The 18,175-nt window shown below is 53.2% G+C and carries 15 protein-coding genes and 1 tRNA gene; 6 read left to right on the top strand and 10 right to left on the bottom strand.

The features are described 5' to 3' along the window. The first annotated feature begins 42 nt into the window (after window positions 1-42). On the top strand, window positions 43-1,524 hold the full coding sequence (gene gppA, locus OGY06_RS00840; RefSeq protein ID WP_003829016.1) for a guanosine-5'-triphosphate,3'-diphosphate diphosphatase: 1,482 nt from the start codon (window positions 43-45) through the stop codon (window positions 1,522-1,524). A gap of 51 nt (window positions 1,525-1,575) precedes the next feature. Here gppA and rep read toward each other — a convergent pair whose 3' ends face one another. Then, window positions 1,576-3,597: a DNA helicase Rep gene (rep, locus tag OGY06_RS00845; protein WP_164563286.1), complete on the bottom strand. Its 2,022-nt coding sequence runs from the start codon at window positions 3,595-3,597 to the stop codon at window positions 1,576-1,578. Between the two features lie 84 nt (window positions 3,598-3,681). On the opposite strand from rep, the gene ppiC reads away from it, so the two are divergent. Further along, on the top strand, window positions 3,682-3,963 hold the full coding sequence (gene ppiC, locus OGY06_RS00850; protein ID WP_003017999.1) for a peptidylprolyl isomerase PpiC: 282 nt from the start codon (window positions 3,682-3,684) through the stop codon (window positions 3,961-3,963). A gap of 100 nt (window positions 3,964-4,063) precedes the next feature. Here the strand turns inward: ppiC and ilvC are convergent, their stop codons facing one another. Then, window positions 4,064-5,539 (bottom strand): ketol-acid reductoisomerase, encoded by a 1,476-nt coding sequence (gene ilvC, locus OGY06_RS00855; protein ID WP_164563287.1) that lies wholly within the window; start codon window positions 5,537-5,539, stop codon window positions 4,064-4,066. A gap of 164 nt (window positions 5,540-5,703) precedes the next feature. On the opposite strand from ilvC, the gene ilvY reads away from it, so the two are divergent. Then, window positions 5,704-6,606, top strand: coding sequence for an HTH-type transcriptional activator IlvY (ilvY, locus tag OGY06_RS00860; RefSeq protein ID WP_003829023.1), 903 nt, complete (start codon window positions 5,704-5,706; stop codon window positions 6,604-6,606). Between the two features lie 172 nt (window positions 6,607-6,778). Further along, entirely contained in the window at window positions 6,779-7,972 is a 1,194-nt protein-coding gene (gene fabV, locus OGY06_RS00865) for an enoyl-ACP reductase FabV (protein ID WP_286604464.1), read from the top strand. A gap of 63 nt (window positions 7,973-8,035) precedes the next feature. Here fabV and ilvA read toward each other — a convergent pair whose 3' ends face one another. The 6 genes from ilvA to ilvL all read right to left on the bottom strand — a co-directional run bounded on the left by ilvA (window position 8,036) and on the right by ilvL (window position 14,686). Beyond that, window positions 8,036-9,580 carry a threonine ammonia-lyase, biosynthetic gene (gene ilvA / locus OGY06_RS00870; protein ID WP_003018007.1) on the bottom strand — a complete coding sequence of 515 codons (1,545 nt, stop codon included), beginning with the start codon at window positions 9,578-9,580 and terminating at the stop codon, window positions 8,036-8,038. Between the two features lie 5 nt (window positions 9,581-9,585). Beyond that, window positions 9,586-11,436: a dihydroxy-acid dehydratase gene (ilvD, locus tag OGY06_RS00875; RefSeq protein ID WP_003829028.1), complete on the bottom strand. Its 1,851-nt coding sequence runs from the start codon at window positions 11,434-11,436 to the stop codon at window positions 9,586-9,588. 158 nt (window positions 11,437-11,594) lie between these two features. Beyond that, window positions 11,595-12,524, bottom strand: coding sequence for a branched-chain amino acid transaminase (locus tag OGY06_RS00880; protein ID WP_003829030.1), 930 nt, complete (start codon window positions 12,522-12,524; stop codon window positions 11,595-11,597). Between the two features lie 17 nt (window positions 12,525-12,541). Continuing rightward, entirely contained in the window at window positions 12,542-12,805 is a 264-nt protein-coding gene (ilvM, locus tag OGY06_RS00885; protein ID WP_003018017.1) for an acetolactate synthase 2 small subunit, read from the bottom strand. Continuing rightward, on the bottom strand, window positions 12,802-14,448 hold the full coding sequence (gene ilvG, locus OGY06_RS00890) for an acetolactate synthase 2 catalytic subunit (RefSeq protein ID WP_003829032.1): 1,647 nt from the start codon (window positions 14,446-14,448) through the stop codon (window positions 12,802-12,804). The genes ilvM and ilvG overlap by 4 nt, the downstream gene beginning before the upstream one ends. 139 nt (window positions 14,449-14,587) lie before the next feature. Next, a complete protein-coding gene (gene ilvL / locus OGY06_RS00895; RefSeq protein WP_001311244.1) occupies window positions 14,588-14,686 on the bottom strand; it encodes an ilv operon leader peptide in 99 nt (32 codons plus the stop codon). 352 nt (window positions 14,687-15,038) lie between these two features. Here ilvL and OGY06_RS00900 point away from each other — a divergent pair, with 352 nt between their 5' ends. Beyond that, the gene (locus OGY06_RS00900; protein ID WP_286604466.1) at window positions 15,039-16,559 is read left to right on the top strand and encodes a YifB family Mg chelatase-like AAA ATPase; all 1,521 of its coding nucleotides are present in this window, start codon (window positions 15,039-15,041) and stop codon (window positions 16,557-16,559) included. 24 nt (window positions 16,560-16,583) lie between these two features. Here OGY06_RS00900 and maoP read toward each other — a convergent pair whose 3' ends face one another. After that, window positions 16,584-16,922 carry a macrodomain Ori organization protein MaoP gene (gene maoP, locus OGY06_RS00905; protein ID WP_003018025.1) on the bottom strand — a complete coding sequence of 113 codons (339 nt, stop codon included), beginning with the start codon at window positions 16,920-16,922 and terminating at the stop codon, window positions 16,584-16,586. A 106-nt stretch (window positions 16,923-17,028) separates the two neighbouring features. On the opposite strand from maoP, the gene hdfR reads away from it, so the two are divergent. After that, complete coding sequence (hdfR, locus tag OGY06_RS00910) at window positions 17,029-17,874, top strand: HTH-type transcriptional regulator HdfR (RefSeq protein ID WP_008787063.1); 846 nt, start codon at window positions 17,029-17,031, stop codon at window positions 17,872-17,874. A gap of 100 nt (window positions 17,875-17,974) precedes the next feature. On the opposite strand, the gene OGY06_RS00915 is transcribed toward hdfR, so the two are convergent. Continuing rightward, window positions 17,975-18,050, bottom strand: a tRNA-Trp gene (locus OGY06_RS00915). Window positions 18,051-18,175: the final 125 nt, after the last annotated feature.

Here is an 18,175-nt window from a genome sequence, read left to right on the forward strand (position 1 = left end):
GAGAACGCAGCCAACACAGATACAGGTTGAAGGATGAAGTGTATGAATTCTACTTCGCTGTATGCGGCAATCGATCTCGGCTCGAATAGTTTTCATATGCTGGTTGTACGCGAGGTGGCAGGAAGCATCCAGACGCTCACGCGTATCAAACGCAAAGTGCGTCTGGCCGCTGGACTCAACGGTGACAACGAGCTCTCTGTTGAAGCGATGGAGCGCGGCTGGCAATGCTTGCGCTTGTTTGCAGAACGTCTGCAGGATATTCCGCATCCACAAATCCGCGTGGTCGCCACGGCAACATTACGCATCGCCGTAAATGCCGATGTGTTTATTGCCAAAGCGCAAGAGATCCTTGGCTGCCCTGTCCAGGTAATTAGCGGTGAAGAAGAAGCGCGACTGATTTATCAAGGTGTAGCCCACACAACCGGCGGTGCCGATCAGCGTCTGGTTGTGGATATTGGTGGCGCCAGCACTGAATTAGTCACCGGTTCCGGCGCACAAACCACCTCTCTGTTCAGCCTGTCGATGGGCTGCGTCACCTGGCTCGAACGCTATTTTACCGATCGTAATCTGGCACAGGAAAACTTTGACGAGGCAGAGAAGGCCGCACGTGAAGTTCTGCGCCCGGTCGCCGACAAACTGCGTTTTCATGGCTGGAAAGTTTGCGTTGGTGCCTCTGGTACCGTCCAGGCGTTGCAGGAAATCATGATGGCGCAGGGCATGGATGAGCGCATTACGCTGGCCAAACTTCAGCAGCTTAAGCAGCGTGCCATTCACTGCGGTCGTCTGGAAGAGCTGGAAATCGAAGGGTTAACGCTGGAACGTGCGCTGGTTTTCCCCAGCGGGCTGGCCATTCTGATTGCTATTTTCACCGAACTGAACATTCAATGCATGACCCTGGCCGGCGGCGCATTACGTGAAGGTCTGGTCTACGGTATGCTGCACCTGGCGGTGGATCAGGATATTCGTAGCCGCACATTACGCAATATCCAGCGTCGCTTTATGGTCGATACAGAGCAAGCACATCGCGTTGCTAATTTAGCGACTAAATTTCTCGATCAGGTAGAAAAAAAGTGGCATCTTGAACCGATTAGCCGCGAACTACTGATTAGTGCCTGTCAGCTGCATGAAATTGGCCTAAGCGTTGATTTTAAACAGGCACCACAGCATGCCGCTTATCTGGTGCGCAATCTCGATCTCCCGGGTTTTACCCCTGCGCAAAAGAAACTGCTAGCAACGCTGTTACTCAACCAGACCAATCCCGTCGATCTCTCTTCGCTCCACCAGCAAAACGCAGTGCCACCGCGCATCGCAGAGCATCTTTGCCGTTTGCTACGTTTGGCGATCATCTTCGCCAGCCGTCGCCGTGACGATCTTGTGCCGGAAATTCAAATGGATGCAAGAAACGAGCACCTGACGGTCACGCTACCAGAAGGCTGGCTGGAACATCATCCGCTGGGTAAAGAGTTAATCGATCAGGAAAGTCAGTGGCAAAGCTATGTCCACTGGCCACTGGACGTTCATTAGATGTTGGTTGCCGGATAGCGCGCGTTTACACGTATCCGGCCTACAAAATACCTACTTCGCTTTGGCTTTCGCCATCATTGCCCGAATATTAGCGATGCTGGCCTGCCCTTTTTGCATCCGCTCCTCAGCGCTCACCACTTTACGCTCTTGCTCCCAGATAACGTCATCCTGTGGCAGCTCCAGCAGGAAACGACTCGGTTCCGGACGCACCAGCTCACCGTACTGACGACGCTCTTTACACAGCGTGAAGATGAGTTCTTTCTGTGCACGCGTAATCCCTACGTAAGCCAGACGACGTTCTTCGTCGATATTGTCTTCATCGATACTGCTCTGGTGCGGCAAAAATCCTTCTTCCATTCCCACCATAAACACGTACGGGAACTCCAGCCCTTTGGAGGCATGCAGCGTCATCAATTGCACCTGATCCAGCTCTTCTTCACTCTCTCCACGTTCCATCATGTCGCGCAGAGTAAAGCGGGTAACGACCTGGGTCAGGGTCATTGGCTCTTCCAGCTCACTGCCTTCCAGCATCTCCGTCATCCAGCTGAACAGCGTATTGACGTTTTTCATACGCATTTCAGCCGCTTTCGGGCTCGGCGAGGTTTCATACAGCCAGGATTCGTAATCAATACCGTGAATAAGATCGCGCACAGCGGCAACCGGTTCGCGCTCCGCCAGGCGCTGAATTTCACCCAGCCAGTGCGTAAAGCGGGTCAGAGAGTCATACCCGCGCCCGGTCAGTGTCTGGCTAAGCCCCATATCAAAGCTGGCGGTAAACAGGCTTTTATTACGCGTCATCGCCCATTCACCCAACTTTTGCAGCGTAGCCGGACCGATTTCACGCTTTGGCGTGTTTACGATGCGCAAAAATGCGCTGTCGTCATCCGGGTTGCTCAGCACACGCAGGTAGGCCAGCAGATCTTTAATTTCCGGACGCGAGAAGAACGATGTTCCGCCGGAGATTTTGTACGGAATACGGTTCTGCATCAGAAACTTTTCGAACACGCGCGACTGATGGTTGCCGCGATAAAGGATGGCGTAGTCTTTATATTGCGTCTTGTTCACAAAGTGATGGGCAATTAATTCCCCGGTCACACGTTCGGCTTCATGCTCTTCATTATTTGCGCTCAGTACCTTCAGCTCAGCACCGTAACCCAACTCGGAAAAGAGCCGCTTTTCAAAGACGTGTGGATTGTTCGCAATGAGGATGTTCGCCGCCTTCAGGATGCGACCTGATGAACGGTAGTTTTGCTCCAGCTTCACCACCTGCAAAGCCGGAAAATCTTTGCTCAACAGTACCAGGTTCTGCGGACGGGCGCCGCGCCAGGAGTAGATCGACTGATCGTCATCGCCCACGACGGTAAAGCGCGCACGTTTCCCTACCAGCAACTTCACCAGCTCGTACTGGCTGGTGTTAGTATCCTGATATTCATCCACCAGCAGGTAGCGGATTCTGTTTTGCCAGCGCTCACGTACTTCTTCATTGCGCTGTAGCAGCAGCGTGGGAAGCAGGATCAGATCGTCAAAATCGAGGACGTTGCACGCCTTCATATGCGCGTCATACAGACCATAGCAGTGGGCAAAAATACGATCGCGATCGCCTTTTGCGCTGGCTGCCGCCTGCGCTGGCGTCATCAGATCGTTTTTCCAGTTGGAGATCGTCGAGATCAGCTGCTGGAGAATAAGCTTATCGTCTTCGATTAGCCCTTCGGTCAGTTCCTTAAGCAAGGCCACCTGGTCAGTATCGTCAAACAACGAGAAGTTAGACTTCATCCCCAACGCCGCATATTCACGCTTAATGATATCCAGTCCCAGGGTGTGGAAGGTGGAGATCATCAACCCACGCGCCTCTTTACGACCCAGCGTTTGTGCCACGCGCTCTTTCATCTCGCGCGCAGCCTTATTGGTAAAGGTCACTGCCGCAATATGTCGTGCCTGATAGCCACATTCACGGATCAGATGGGCAATTTTGTTGGTGATAACACGCGTCTTGCCGGAACCCGCTCCCGCCAGCACCAGGCAAGGTCCGGTGACGAATTCGACGGCTTGTTGTTGTCCGGGGTTCAAACGCATAAAGGGTCACTCATGAAAGTCGGGAGGGGAGAATAACAGCGTGGTAGTATAGCCAGCCTTAACCACCCCACTCAAGGCACGATCATGGCAAAAACAGCAGCAGCAGTGCATATCCTTGTTAAAGAAGAGAAACTGGCACTGGATCTTCTGGAGCAGATTAAAAACGGCGCCGACTTCGGCAAACTGGCGAAAAAACACTCCATCTGCCCATCAGGCAAACGCGGCGGTGATTTGGGCGAATTCCGTCAGGGCCAGATGGTTCCGGCATTCGACAAAGTGGTCTTTTCCTGCCCTGTGCTGGAGCCAACCGGTCCGCTGCACACTCAGTTCGGTTACCACATCATTAAAGTACTGTACCGTAACTAATAGAAAGCCCGGTGTTTAAACACCGGGCTTTTTTTGCCGGATAGCGCTTCGCTTATCCGGCCTACGAAGCGCTGTTGATATGCCATTCCTCTATGAGGAATTATCCTGCGACCGCAATACGCTTCATATCGGTCATATAGCCACGCAGTTTCTGACCCACTTTCTCGATAGCGTGGCCGCGAATCGCATCGTTCACGTCACGCAGCTGCGCGTTGTCTACCGCGCCTTCGGCAATCGCTTTGCCCAGGTCGCCGGTCTGCAGAGTGGTCATGAACTCTTTCAGCAGCGGTACGCAAGCGTAAGAGAACAGGTAGTTGCCGTATTCTGCGGTATCAGAGATAACCACGTTCATTTCGTACAGACGCTTACGGGCAATAGTGTTGGCGATCAGCGGCAGTTCGTGCAGTGATTCGTAGTAAGCAGATTCTTCGATGATGCCGGAATCCACCATGGTTTCGAACGCCAGCTCAACGCCCGCTTTCACCATCGCAATCATCAGAACGCCTTTATCAAAGTATTCCTGCTCGCCGATTTTACCGTCGAACTGGGCAGCGGTTTCGAACGCGGTTTTGCCGGTCTCTTCACGCCAGGTCAGCAGTTTCTTATCGTCGTTGGCCCAGTCAGCCATCATGCCGGAAGAGAATTCACCGGAGATGATGTCGTCCATGTGTTTCTGGAACAGCGGCGCCATAATTTCTTTCAGCTGCTCGGACAGTGCGTAAGCACGCAGCTTAGCTGGGTTAGACAGACGGTCCATCATCAGGGTGATGCCGCCCTGCTTCAGCGCTTCGGTAATGGTTTCCCAGCCGAACTGAATCAGTTTTTCAGCATATGCCGGGTCAGTACCTTCTTCCACCAGCTTATCGAAGCACAGCAGAGAACCGGCCTGCAGCATACCGCACAGGATAGTCTGCTCGCCCATCAGGTCAGATTTCACTTCCGCAACGAAGGAGGACTCCAGCACGCCCGCACGGTGACCGCCGGTGGCCGTAGCCCAGGCTTTAGCAATCGCCATGCCTTCGCCTTTCGGATCGTTTTCCGGGTGAACGGCGATCAGCGTAGGTACGCCGAAACCACGTTTGTACTCTTCACGCACTTCTGTACCCGGACATTTCGGTGCCACCATCACGACGGTGATGTCTTTACGGATCTGCTCGCCCACTTCCACGATGTTGAAGCCGTGGGAGTAACCCAGCGCTGCGCCGTCTTTCATCAGCGGCTGTACAGAACGCACAACGTCGGAGTGCTGCTTGTCTGGAGTCAGGTTGACAACCAGATCAGCCTGCGGGATCAGCTCTTCGTAGGTACCCACTTTGAAGCCGTTTTCGGTCGCTTTACGCCAGGAAGCACGCTTCTCAGCAATCGCTTCTTTACGCAGGGCGTAGGAGATATCCAGACCGGAGTCACGCATGTTCAGGCCCTGGTTCAGACCCTGAGCGCCACAGCCGACGATGACCACTTTTTTACCCTGAAGGTAGCTCGCACCATCGGCGAATTCGTCGCGGCCCATAAAGCGACATTTACCCAGCTGTGCCAGCTGCTGGCGCAGGTTCAGTGTATTAAAGTAGTTAGCCATGATGGTGTACTCCGTGATGTTGTGTTGTGGTGCTTATTATTCGGTTCGCAGATTTGTATTTGCGAGATTGAATCCACATTACAACAGGAAATTTATTGCGGAAATTGATATATTCACAACGTCACATTGCAATTTATGCAACGTAGAAAATCGGAGGCTCGTCTGTGGATTTACGCGATCTGAAAATGTTCCTGCATTTGGCTGAAAGTCGTCACTTTGGCCGCAGCGCGCGGGCAATGCACGTTAGCCCCTCCACGCTCTCGCGCCAGATTCAGAGGCTGGAAGAAGATCTCGGGCAGCCACTTTTTGTGCGCGATAACCGCACGGTTACGTTGACCGAAGCAGGTGAAGAGCTGCGCGTGTTTGCCCAACAGACGCTGTTGCAGTACCAACAGTTACGCCACACCCTCGATCAACAAGGGCCGTCGCTGTCGGGCGAACTGCATATCTTCTGTTCGGTAACTGCCGCCTACAGCCATCTGCCGCCAATCCTTGACCGTTTCCGCGCCGAGCATCCATCGGTGGAAATTAAGCTCACCACCGGCGACGCCGCCGATGCGATGGACAAAGTGGTCACTGGCGAAGCCGATCTGGCGATTGCCGGTAAGCCCGAAACACTGCCTGGCGCGGTGGCGTTCTCGATGCTGGAGAATCTGACGGTTGTGTTGATCGCTCCGGCGCTGCCCTGCCCGGTGCGTAATCAGGTATCGGTCGATAAGCCAGACTGGTCGACGGTGCCGTTTATCATGGCCGATCAGGGTCCGGTACGCCGCCGTATCGAGCTGTGGTTCCGCCGTCACAAAATCAGCAACCCATCGATTTACGCCACGGTGGGTGGCCACGAAGCGATGGTCTCAATGGTGGCGCTGGGCTGCGGCGTGGCGCTGCTGCCGGAAGTGGTGCTAGAAAACAGCCCGGAGCCGGTGCGTAATCGCGTGATGATTTTAGAGCGCAGTGACGAAAAAACACCGTTCGAGCTTGGCGTCTGCGCGCCGAAAAAGCGGCTGCATGAACCGCTGATCGACGCGTTTTGGAAGATTGTTCTGGAACGTAAATCCGCAGAGTAGCGCCAGCGTCAGGTCTAAAATCAGTGGTAGATTCAGTATTGGCGCTCCTTTTCTGTATAATGTCGTGATCCATTGTAGTGGGGGGCTTGTTAACCATCGCGTTAAGCAGGCCAGAACAGACGGTGTCATTGCGCACTTGACAGCGAAAATACAAACTTAATTAGCCATCATTATGATAATCAAACCAAAAATTCGTGGATTCATCTGTACAACGACCCATCCGACTGGCTGCAAAGTCAACGTGGAAAAGCAGATCGAGTATGTTAAGCAGAACGGGAAAATCGAGAACGGCCCGTCTCGCGTGCTGGTGATCGGTGCTTCCACCGGTTACGGTCTGGCTTCCAGAATTTCCGCCGCCTTTGGCAGCGGTGCCGCCACTATCGGCGTATTTTTCGAAAAACCGGGCACGGATACCAAACCAGGTTCCGCAGGCTGGTATAACTCTGCAGCTTTCGACGAAGCGGCCAAGCGTGAAGGTCTGTACTCCAAAAGCATCAACGGCGATGCGTTCTCTGACGAATGCCGTGATGAAGTGATCAAACTTATCAAAGAAGACCTGGGTCAGATTGACCTGGTGGTTTACTCACTGGCTTCCCCAGTGCGTAAAATGCCGAAAACCGGTGAAATCGTCCGTTCAGCGCTGAAGCCAATCGGTGAGGTTTACACCTCTAAAGCGATCGATACCAATAAAGATCAGATCATCACCGCCAGCATTGAGCCGGCTACCGAAGAAGAAGTACAGAACACCGTCACCGTCATGGGCGGCGAAGACTGGGAACTGTGGATGGGTGCGCTGAGCGAAGCGGGCGTGCTGGCTGATGGCGTGAAAACCGTAGCCTACTCCTACATCGGTACCGACCTGACCTGGCCAATCTACTGGCACGGCGCACTGGGCAAAGCGAAAGAAGACCTCGATCGCGCGGCGGGTGAGCTGCGTAACCAGCTGGCACCGCTGAACGGTTCCGCTAACGTTGCGGTACTGAAGTCCGTCATCACCCAGGCATCTTCTGCGATTCCGGTAATGCCGCTGTACATCTCCATGGTCTTCAAGCTGATGAAAGCGCAGGGCATTCACGAAGGTTGTATTGAGCAGATCAGCCGTCTGATGACCACCAGCCTGTACGGCGATAAAGTGGCGCTTGATGACAACCAGCGTATCCGTATGGATGACTGGGAACTGCGTGACGACATTCAGCAGGCATGTCGCGATCTGTGGCCGCTGATCACTACCGAAAACCTGGCGCAAGAAACTGACTATGCAGGATACAAGCAGGAATTCCTGAACCTGTTCGGTTTTGCCCTCGACGGTGTGGATTACGATGCTGACGTGAATACCGAAGTCGAATTCGACGTTATCACGCTGTAATCTGCTGATACAGTAGCAAAAAGGGTTCATGTTTTTACATGAACCCTTTTTTAATGGCTGTCGTTAACCCGCCAGGAAGAACCTGAACGCCGGGTTATGTGTTTCATCATGGCAGTCATAACCCAGTTCATTCAGCCGCGTTTCGAAATCAGGCTCGTGTTCACCCAACTCAAACGCCGCCAGTACACGACCATAGTCAGTGCCGTGACTGCGATAGTGGAACAATGAAATATTCCAGTGCGTCCCCAGGGTATGCAGGAATTTGAGCAACGCCCCCGGCGACTCCGGAAATTCGAAGCTATAAAGACGTTCCTGTAAGGGTTTCGACGGACGTCCACCGACCATATAGCGCACGTGTAGCTTCGCCATCTCGTCATCAGACAGATCCACCACGCTATAGCCGCCCTCATTGAGCAGTTGCAGGATTTCCTTACGCTCTTCCAGCCCGCGGCTCAGACGTACACCGACAAAAATGCAGGCGTCTTTCGCATCCGCAAAGCGGTAGTTAAACTCGGTCACCGAGCGCCCGCCCAGCAGTTGGCAAAACTTAAGGAAGCTGCCCTTTTCTTCCGGGATGGTCACGGCCAGCAAGGCTTCGCGCTGTTCCCCCAGCTCGCAGCGTTCGGAAACGTAGCGCAGGCCGTGGAAGTTAACGTTAGCGCCGGAAAGAACATGCGCCAGACGCTCGCCGCGAATATTATGCTGGGCGATGTATTTTTTCATCCCCGCCAGCGCCAGCGCCCCGGAAGGCTCCGCCACCGCGCGCACATCTTCGAACAGGTCTTTCATTGCCGCGCAAATAGCATCGCTATCAACAGTAATAATATCGTCGAGATATTCCTGGCACAGACGGAAGGTTTCATCGCCGATACGTTTCACCGCCACGCCTTCGGCAAAGAGACCCACACGCGGCAGATCCACCGGATGACCGGCATCCAGCGCCGCTTTCAGGCAGGCCGAATCTTCCGCTTCCACGGCAATTACTTTGATTTGCGGCATCAGCTGTTTTATCAGCACCGCCACGCCCGCCGCCAGACCACCGCCGCCAACTGGCACAAAAACGCGATCGAGATGCGCGTCCTGCTGGAGCAGCTCCAGCGCCAGCGTGCCCTGCCCGGCAATCACCATCGGATGATCGAACGGCGGCACCCAGGTAAAACCCTGCTGCTGCGACAATTCAATCGCTTTAGCTTTGGCTTCATCAAAGTTTGCGCCGTGCAGCAGCACTTCTCCGCCGAAGCCGCGAACGGCATCGACTTTGATATCGGCGGTAGCCGTTGGCATGACAATCAGCGCCTTCACGCCTAATCGCGCAGAGGAGAAAGCGACGCCCTGAGCATGATTACCAGCCGATGCGGTAATGACGCCATGCGCTTTTTGTTCTTCGGTCAAGCCCGCCATCATGGCATAGGCACCGCGTAGCTTGAAGCTGTGAACGGGTTGACGGTCTTCGCGCTTCACCAGAATGACGTTGTCGAGGCGCGAAGAGAGTTTTTCCATTTTCTGTAGCGGCGTTACCTGTGCCGCTTCGTATACCGGCGCACGCAGTACCGCTCTGAGATACTCGGCGCCCTCAGGAGCGCCGGATAGAGGTTGTGAATCCGCCATGATCATTATCCCCCGAGCTTCGACTTATCGCGCACCGCACCTTTGTCGGCACTGGTTGCCAGGCTGGCGTAGGCGCGCAGTGCAAAGGAGACCTGACGCTGACGATCTTTTGGCGTCCAGGCTTTGTCACCGCGAGCTTCCTGCGCTTCACGGCGCGCAGCGATTTCCGCATCACTCAGTTGCAATTGAATGCCACGATTCGGGATATCGATGGCAATCATGTCACCATCTTCGATAATCGCGATATTACCGCCGCTGGCCGCTTCCGGAGAAACGTGACCAATGGAAAGCCCCGAAGTACCGCCGGAGAAACGACCGTCGGTAATCAGCGCGCAAGCCTTACCGAGGCCCATCGATTTCAGGAAGGTGGTTGGGTAGAGCATTTCCTGCATGCCTGGTCCGCCTTTCGGCCCTTCGTAGCGAATGACAACCACGTCGCCAGCCACCACTTTACCGCCGAGGATGGCTTCAACCGCATCGTCCTGGCTTTCATACACTTTTGCCGGGCCGGTGAATTTCAGGATGCTGTCATCCACGCCTGCGGTTTTTACAATACAGCCGTTTTCCGCGAAGTTACCGTACAGAACTGCCAGACCGCCGTCTTTGCTATAAGCGTGCTCCAGCGAGCGAATGCAGCCTTCAGCGCGGTCGTCATCCAGCGTATCCCAACGGCAATCCTGTGAGAATGCCTGGGTAGTACGAATGCCGGCCGGGCCGGCACGGAACATTTTTTTCACCGCGTCGTCTTTGGTCAACATCACGTCATACCGATCAAGCGTTTGCGGCAAAGTCAGACCCAGCACGTTTTTCACGTCGCGGTTCAGCAGTCCGGCACGATCCAGTTCGCCTAAAATACCCAGAACGCCGCCTGCGCGGTGTACGTCTTCCATATGGTATTTCTGCGTGCTCGGCGCCACCTTACACAGCTGCGGGACTTTGCGGGACAGCTTGTCGATATCACTCATGGTGAAGTCGATTTCCGCTTCCTGCGCGGCCGCCAGCAGGTGCAGAACGGTATTGGTGGAACCGCCCATGGCGATATCCAGCGTCATGGCGTTCTCAAACGCCGCTTTGCTGGCAATGTTGCGCGGCAGGGCGGAGGCATCATCCTGCTCGTAATAGCGTTTGGTCAGCTCGACGATGCGCTTACCTGCGTTGAGGAACAGTTCTTTACGGTCGGCGTGAGTCGCCAACAGCGAACCGTTACCCGGCTGCGACAAGCCCAGCGCTTCAGTCAGGCAGTTCATCGAGTTAGCGGTGAACATCCCGGAACAGGAGCCGCAGGTCGGACAGGCGGAACGTTCAACCTGCTCGCTTTGTGAGTCGGAAACTTTCGGGTCAGCCCCCTGAATCATCGCATCAACCAGGTCGAGCTTGATGATTTGGTCAGAGAGCTTGGTTTTCCCGGCTTCCATCGGACCGCCGGAAACAAAGATCACCGGAATATTCAGGCGCAAAGAGGCCATTAACATCCCGGGGGTGATTTTGTCGCAGTTGGAGATGCAGACCATCGCATCAGCGCAGTGGGCGTTAACCATGTACTCAACGGAGTCAGCGATCAGCTCACGCGACGGCAGTGAATACAGCATGCCGCCATGGCCCATGGCGATACCATCATCCACAGCAATGGTGTTGAACTCTTTCGCCACGCCGCCTGAGGCTTCGATTTGTTCGGCAACCAGCTTACCGAGATCGCGCAGGTGGACGTGACCCGGCACAAACTGGGTAAAGGAGTTCACCACAGCGATAATCGGTTTGCCGAAGTCATCATCGGTCATCCCGGTAGCGCGCCACAATGCGCGGGCACCCGCCATATTGCGGCCGTGGGTGGTGGTAGCAGAACGATACTTAGGCATGCTTGATTAACTCCCGTCTGTCTTTCCCCTTCATACTTCACGCCGCAGGTGCGTTGACCGCCTCGCTCACCCCAGTCACTTACTACAGTAAGCTCCTGGGACTTGCTGCGTTGCCGTCTTCCTGCAACGTGAATTATTTTGGGGAAATATTAATTTTGTTATTGGTTTACTGAATCCAACCAGCCGTATTTATCTTCCGTTTCACCGGTGAAGAGGCCAAAGAAGGCCTGCTGGATGCGTTTGGTGACCGGACCGCAGCGGCCTTCGCCCACCTGGATACCATCGACACTGCGTACTGGGGTGATTTCGGCCGCGGTACCGGACATGAACACTTCGTCGGCCAGGTACAGTGATTCACGGGACAACACCTGCTCACGCACTTCGATATCGAGATCTTTCGCCAGCTTAATGATCGCGTCACGGGTAATACCCGGCAGTGCAGAAGAGGTAAACGGCGGGGTAAACAGAATGCCGTCTTTTACTTCAAACAGGTTTTCGCCCGCACCTTCGGAGATGTAACCATTCACATCCAGCGCAATGCCTTCCTGATAACCATGACGACGCGCTTCGCTACCCACCAGCAGTGAAGACAGATAGTTACCGCCTGCTTTAGCCGCGGTAGGGATAGTGTTCGGCGCAACGCGGTTCCAGGAAGAAACCATCGCGTCGATCCCCTGCTCCAGCGCTTCTGCACCAAGGTAAGCGCCCCACGGGAACGCGGCGATGATCACGTCAGTGGTGTATCCCGCTGGCGGGTTAACGCCCATCCCCACGTCGCCAACAAACACCAGCGGACGAATATAGGCGCTGGTCAGATTGTTTTTACGAATCACCTCGCGGCAAGCTTCCATCAGCTCATCAACGCTCTGAGAAACCGGAAAACGATAGATCTTGGCTGAATCACGCAAACGCTGCATATGTTCGCGATGACGGAACACCACCGGCCCTTTGTGAGAATCGTAGCAACGGATGCCTTCGAATACTGAAGTACCGTAGTGCAGCGCGTGGGACATCACGTGAACCTTCGCGTCTTCCCAACGAATCATCTCGCCATTAGACCAAATGTAATCAGCTTTTTTCGTCGTCATTTTTCTTCCTTTTGCGCTCAGGCGCGGATTTGTTGTGATGTGGTTGTGCTCTGGCAGATAGCAACATGTGCAACGTCTACCAGTTTACTTAACTGACTAAACAGTAAGTCGACCGACCGGGGGCTGGCAACGGTCAATTCGATATTTATATTTTGCGCATCGCTGGCGGCTTCCATATTCATGGAGCACACCTGAAAACCACGATGGCGTACCACGCGTAAAACACGTTCTAACGTTTCCGGATTGAAACGAGCCTCAACGGCGACCTGATGTTGCATCATGATAATTTCTCCAGCATTTCTGAGTTACTGGCACCTGGCGGTACCAGAGGCCAGACATTCTCAAGTTCGTCGATTGAGACATGAAGCAGGTATGGCCCCTCGCTGTTCAGCATGGTGTCGAGTGCCGCTTCAACCTGGTCTTTACGGGTGATGTGTTGACCTGGTATGCCGAAGGCGCTGGCCAACATGAGGAAATCGGGGTTATCGGTAAGGGTGGTTTCGCTATAACGTTCCTGGAAAAACAGCTGCTGCCATTGTCGCACCATGCCTAACCGCTGGTTGTCGAGTAAGACTATTTTCAGCGGCAACTGCTTGCGTTTTACGGTGCCCAGTTCCTGTACATTCATCATGAAGGAACCGTCACCGGAGATACAGATTACCGTATCGTTCGGGCGAGCAACCTGCGCGCCAACCGCTGCTGGCAGGCCAAAGCCCATCGTACCCAGGCCGCTCGAGGTGATGAAATTTTCCGGGCGGGTGTAGGTCATATGCTGCGCCGACCACATCTGATGCTGACCAACATCCGTTGTCACTACGCTGTCCGCGGGTTTGCGATCGGACAACTGCTTCAACAACAGTGGCGCGTAGATAGCCTCACCGGGATGATCATAGCGCCAGGTATGCTCTGTGCGCAGTTCAGCGCTATGTTGACGCCATGCGTCAATCTTCAGAGATTGCTGCAATGCCGGCAGCAGAGAATTTAAATCACCTTGCAGGGCGACGTGCGCCTGGCGCAGCTTGTTCATTTCCGCCGGGTCGATATCCATGTGGATCACGCTGGCATTCGGTGCGAAGGTATTCAGCTTGCCGGTCACCCGGTCATCAAAACGCGCGCCCACTGCAATCAGTAAATCACATTCTTGCACCGCAAAATTTGCCGCTTTAGTGCCATGCATTCCCAACATACCCAAATAGTATGGGTAGTCAGCTTCTACTGCGCCCAGCCCCTTCAACGTGCAGGCGACCGGCATTTGGGTTACCGCGATAAATTCACGCAGGGCCGGGACCGCCTGCGCCATACCAACACCGCCACCGACGTACAGGATCGGTTTTTGCGCCTGCGCCAGCATTTTACGCGCCTGCTCAACATCAGCGTGCGGGAAAACCTCTACATTTTCGACGGTCGTAAAATACGGCTCCAGCGTACCGCTGGCCAGCTGGATGTCTTTCGGGATATCAACCAGAACCGGACCCGGACGACCGGAGTTCGCCACAGCGAAAGCCTCTGCCATGATGCGCGGCAGTTCTTCCAGTGACTGCACCAGGAAACTGTGTTTGGTGCAGGACAAAGACATACCCAGAACGTCCACTTCCTGGAACGCATCCGTTCCGATGAAAGGTGAGGCCACCTGACCGGTGATCGCGACCACAGGAACAGAATCTAACAGCGCATCGGCAAGGCCGGTGATCAGGTTGGTAGCGCCAGGACCTGAAGTGGCGATACACACGCCGGTTTTACCGGTCGCACGGGCATAGCCAATTGCCGCCATTGCCGCGCCCTGCTCGTGTCGGCACAACAGGTGTTCTACGCCGCCGTCATACAACGCATCGTAAACCGGCATAATTGCGCCACCAGGATAACCAAAGACGGTTTGAACCCCTTGTGCACGCAACGCATGTACCACCCACTGTGCCCCATTCATAGTTACATCCCCGCCGTAAATCTTGAGAAACAGAATTTTATGCTACCGCTCACTTTCTGCTCCTCATGTATGTTTTTAAGGTCAAAAAAAACCCCCGGACCTTTCGGTGCGGGGGTCTTAGTTCGTTAAGGCTTGTTTTCTAAGCCTTTCCTCGTCCAAGTGCAGCCCCGCACGGTGGGATAATAATCACCACCACGCTAATCACGACCAGGCTAATCACTCGTAGAAGGGCTGTCATTTTTGTATTTTCTTGCATCTTGTTCGAAGGAATACCTAAAGAGTTACCATAGAATTTGCAAATGACACAAGATATTTTTTTATTCGTTTTTCTGACGCCGTTAACGGTTTAGATAAATATCATTGTTTTTTATACAAAAAATCAAAAGTGAAAATATTTCACGTTTCAGGTGATTCTCGGCAACCCGTTCCCTACTAAAAACGTTATTCAAAAGCGTTTGCGGGCGCTATTCCAGGCTTTATGCAAGCAGTATTGAGCTACATAAAAACACGGGAATAAGCCTCTAAAAACCGTAATTATGTGAAATCTTGCCGCGATGTATTGCGACATAATGCTTTCATCAGGAGGGCTTATGTCACTATCGATTGTTCACACACGCGCTGCGCTGGGCGTGAATGCGCCAGCCATTACCATCGAGGTACATATCAGTAATGGTTTGCCTGGTTTAACCATGGTGGGATTACCCGAAACAACGGTAAAAGAAGCCCGCGATCGGGTTCGCAGTGCGATTATTAATAGCGGTTATGAATTCCCGGCGAAGAAGATAACCATAAACCTCGCTCCGGCCGATCTCCCGAAAGAAGGGGGACGATATGATTTACCTATCGCAGTTGCGCTTCTGGCAGCGTCTGAGCAGCTTACAACCCATAACCTCGATACATATGAGCTGGTAGGCGAATTAGCGCTTACAGGCGCGTTACGCGGCGTTCCCGGTGCGATATCAAGTGCAACTGAAGCTATTCGCGCAGGCAGGAGAATTATTGTCGCAAAAGAGAATGCAGCTGAAGTGGGACTGATACACGGTGAAGGGTGCCTTATTGCCGATCATCTACAGGCTGTATGCGCATTTCTCGAAGGTAAGCATGATTTAGACAGACCATCATCGGCAGATTTTACCCCCTGCGCATTAGCAGATGATCTGAGCGATGTTATCGGCCAGGAACAAGGTAAACGCGGACTGGAACTTACCGCAGCTGGCGGTCATAACCTCTTACTCATCGGGCCGCCGGGAACGGGTAAGACCATGCTGGCCAGTCGCCTGAGAGGATTGCTACCGCCACTGAGCAATGATGAGGCACTGGAAAGCGCCGCGATTCTAAGTCTGGTCAATTTCGACACGCTACAAAAACAGTGGAAACAACGCCCTTTTCGTTCGCCGCATCATAGTGCTTCATTAACCGCCATGGTCGGTGGAGGCTCTATTCCTGCGCCAGGCGAGATATCTCTGGCGCATAACGGCATACTGTTTCTGGATGAACTTCCCGAGTTTGAGCGGCGCACGCTGGATGCACTGCGAGAGCCCATTGAGTCCGGGCAGATTCATTTATCCCGCACTCGGGCAAAAATAACTTACCCCGCGCGTTTTCAGCTTATTGCTGCCATGAATCCCAGCCCAACAGGACATTATCAGGGGAACCATAACCGCTGTACCCCAGAGCAGACACTACGCTACCTCAATCGATTATCAGGTCCATTTCTTGACCGCTTCGATCTCTCCCTCGAAATCCCCTTACCGCCGCCCGGCATACTCAGCCAGAGCCAGGTAAAAGGGGAAGATAGCACAACGGTGAAGCAACGCGTTATGGCAGCACGAGAGCGTCAGTATCAGCGGCAGAATAAGTTAAATGCGCATCTGGACAGTCAGGATATCCATAAATACTGTCCATTGCGTAGCGACGATGCGCAGTGGCTTGAAGAAACGCTCGCGCATCTCGGATTATCCATCCGCGCCTGGTTACGCCTGATAAAGGTCGCTCGAACGATCGCGGATATAGAACAATCTGACCATATCTCTCGCCAGCACTTACAGGAGGCTGTTGGGTATCGGGCGATAGACAGATTACTCATTCATTTGCAGAAACTACTGGCATAAAAAAAGGGCTTTCGCCCTTTTTTATTAATCATCAGATTCGGTGTAGTCTTCCGCACCTTCCACCTGAGGTTTCCCGCCAGACAGCGTGTGGAAGCGTTTTGGACGCTTAATGCGCGTCATGTATTTGGACCACACACGTTCAGCTTCGGTAACCGGTTCGCGCTCACCACGGCATACCGCAACAAACAGTTTTTCTTCTTCCGTTACCGGCTCACGCTTGCCCAGATCCAGCTCGTTGAAAGCATAACCGTGACGCTCAAGCAGTTGTGCTTCTTTAATGGTGAAATCACCATGACGGGAGAATCCGCGGGGATAATATTTATTATCGAAATATCGATTAGTCGTCGTAAAGCTTTCCGCCATCCTGCACGCTCCTAATTCTTTGGCCGAGCTATTTATGGCGCGGAGTATTAGTTACGCTTGACAGAGCGTCAAACAAAAGATTTAAATCATAACGACAAATAATTTTATGGAGCGAGTTGTGGATACGGAATTGTTAAAAACTTTCCTGGAAGTTAGCCGGACACGCCACTTTGGCAGGGCTGCTGAAGCGCTCTATCTGACCCAATCAGCGGTTAGTTTCCGGATCAGACAACTGGAAAATCAATTGGGTGTAAACCTGTTCACCCGACACAGAAACAATATCCGTTTAACCGCTGCAGGTGAAAAATTATTACCTTACGCTGAAACGCTGATGAATACGTGGCAAGCAGCACGTAAGGAGGTTGCGAATACCTCGCGGCATAACGAGTTTTCTATTGGTGCCAGCGCATCCCTCTGGGAATGCATGCTTAATGGCTGGCTGGGGCGTTTGTACCAATCCCAGGAGCCACAATCCAGCCTGCAATTTGAAGCGAGGATCGCGCAGCGACAGTCGTTAGTAAAACAGCTTCATGAACGACAGCTTGATCTATTGATTACTACCGAAACGCCCAAAATGGACGAATTTAGCAGCCAACTGTTGGGATATTTCACGCTGGCGCTCTATTGCAGTTCTCCTTCACAAACCAAAGATGAACTGAATTATCTGCGTCTGGAATGGGGACCTGACTTTCAGCAACACGAGGCTGGATTGATTGCGGGAGATGAAGTGCCGGTACTTACCACCAGTTCGGCAGAATTAGCCAGGCAGCAACTTTCAGTCCTCAAAGGTTTTAGCTGGCTACCGGTCAGCTGGGCTAAAGGTAAAAGCGATCTCCATACGGTTACCGACAGTACAACGCTTTCACGCCCGTTATATGCAGTTTGGCTGCAAAATAGCGATAAACATGCGCTGATTTGCGATCTGCTGAGAACGAATATTCTGGAAGATTAAGGAAAATGCTGGCAAGGATGCCGGGAGTAAAATAGAAAGAAGGAAAAACTCAAATTACAGGTAAAAAAAAATCCTTAGCAATAATGCTAAGGATTGTTTCTGGCAGGGGCGGAGAGACTCGAACTCGCGACACCCGGTTTTGGAGACCGGTGCTCTACCAACTGAGCTACGCCCCTAAATCTTCTTATCATTAAGCCTGCTTAGTAGCAGGCTTAATTTTCTAATAAGTGGCGGAACGGACGGGACTCGAACCCGCGACCCCCTGCGTGACAGGCAGGTATTCTAACCAACTGAACTACCG

The sequence above is a fragment of the Citrobacter sp. Cpo147 genome (assembly GCF_030332405.1).
Classification (GTDB): Bacteria; Pseudomonadota; Gammaproteobacteria; order Enterobacterales; family Enterobacteriaceae; genus Citrobacter; species Citrobacter portucalensis.

Excerpts from the sequence above, each read along its gene's own strand:
- ppiC (WP_003017999.1), top strand. The coding sequence starts at position 3,682 with ATGGCAAAAACAGCAGCAGCAGTGCATATCCTTGTTAAAGAAGAGAAA.
- maoP (WP_003018025.1), bottom strand. The coding sequence starts at position 16,922 with ATGGCGGAAAGCTTTACGACGACTAATCGATATTTCGATAATAAATAT.
- OGY06_RS00880 (WP_003829030.1), bottom strand. The coding sequence starts at position 12,524 with ATGACGACGAAAAAAGCTGATTACATTTGGTCTAATGGCGAGATGATT.
- ilvG (WP_003829032.1), bottom strand. The coding sequence starts at position 14,448 with ATGAATGGGGCACAGTGGGTGGTACATGCGTTGCGTGCACAAGGGGTT.
- ilvL (WP_001311244.1), bottom strand. The coding sequence starts at position 14,686 with ATGACAGCCCTTCTACGAGTGATTAGCCTGGTCGTGATTAGCGTGGTG.
- fabV (WP_286604464.1), top strand. The coding sequence starts at position 6,779 with ATGATAATCAAACCAAAAATTCGTGGATTCATCTGTACAACGACCCAT.
- ilvM (WP_003018017.1), bottom strand. The coding sequence starts at position 12,805 with ATGATGCAACATCAGGTCGCCGTTGAGGCTCGTTTCAATCCGGAAACG.
- ilvD (WP_003829028.1), bottom strand. The coding sequence starts at position 11,436 with ATGCCTAAGTATCGTTCTGCTACCACCACCCACGGCCGCAATATGGCG.
- hdfR (WP_008787063.1), top strand. The coding sequence starts at position 17,029 with ATGGAGCGAGTTGTGGATACGGAATTGTTAAAAACTTTCCTGGAAGTT.
- OGY06_RS00900 (WP_286604466.1), top strand. The coding sequence starts at position 15,039 with ATGTCACTATCGATTGTTCACACACGCGCTGCGCTGGGCGTGAATGCG.
- rep (WP_164563286.1), bottom strand. The coding sequence starts at position 3,597 with ATGCGTTTGAACCCCGGACAACAACAAGCCGTCGAATTCGTCACCGGA.
- gppA (WP_003829016.1), top strand. The coding sequence starts at position 43 with ATGAATTCTACTTCGCTGTATGCGGCAATCGATCTCGGCTCGAATAGT.
- ilvA (WP_003018007.1), bottom strand. The coding sequence starts at position 9,580 with ATGGCGGATTCACAACCTCTATCCGGCGCTCCTGAGGGCGCCGAGTAT.
- ilvC (WP_164563287.1), bottom strand. The coding sequence starts at position 5,539 with ATGGCTAACTACTTTAATACACTGAACCTGCGCCAGCAGCTGGCACAG.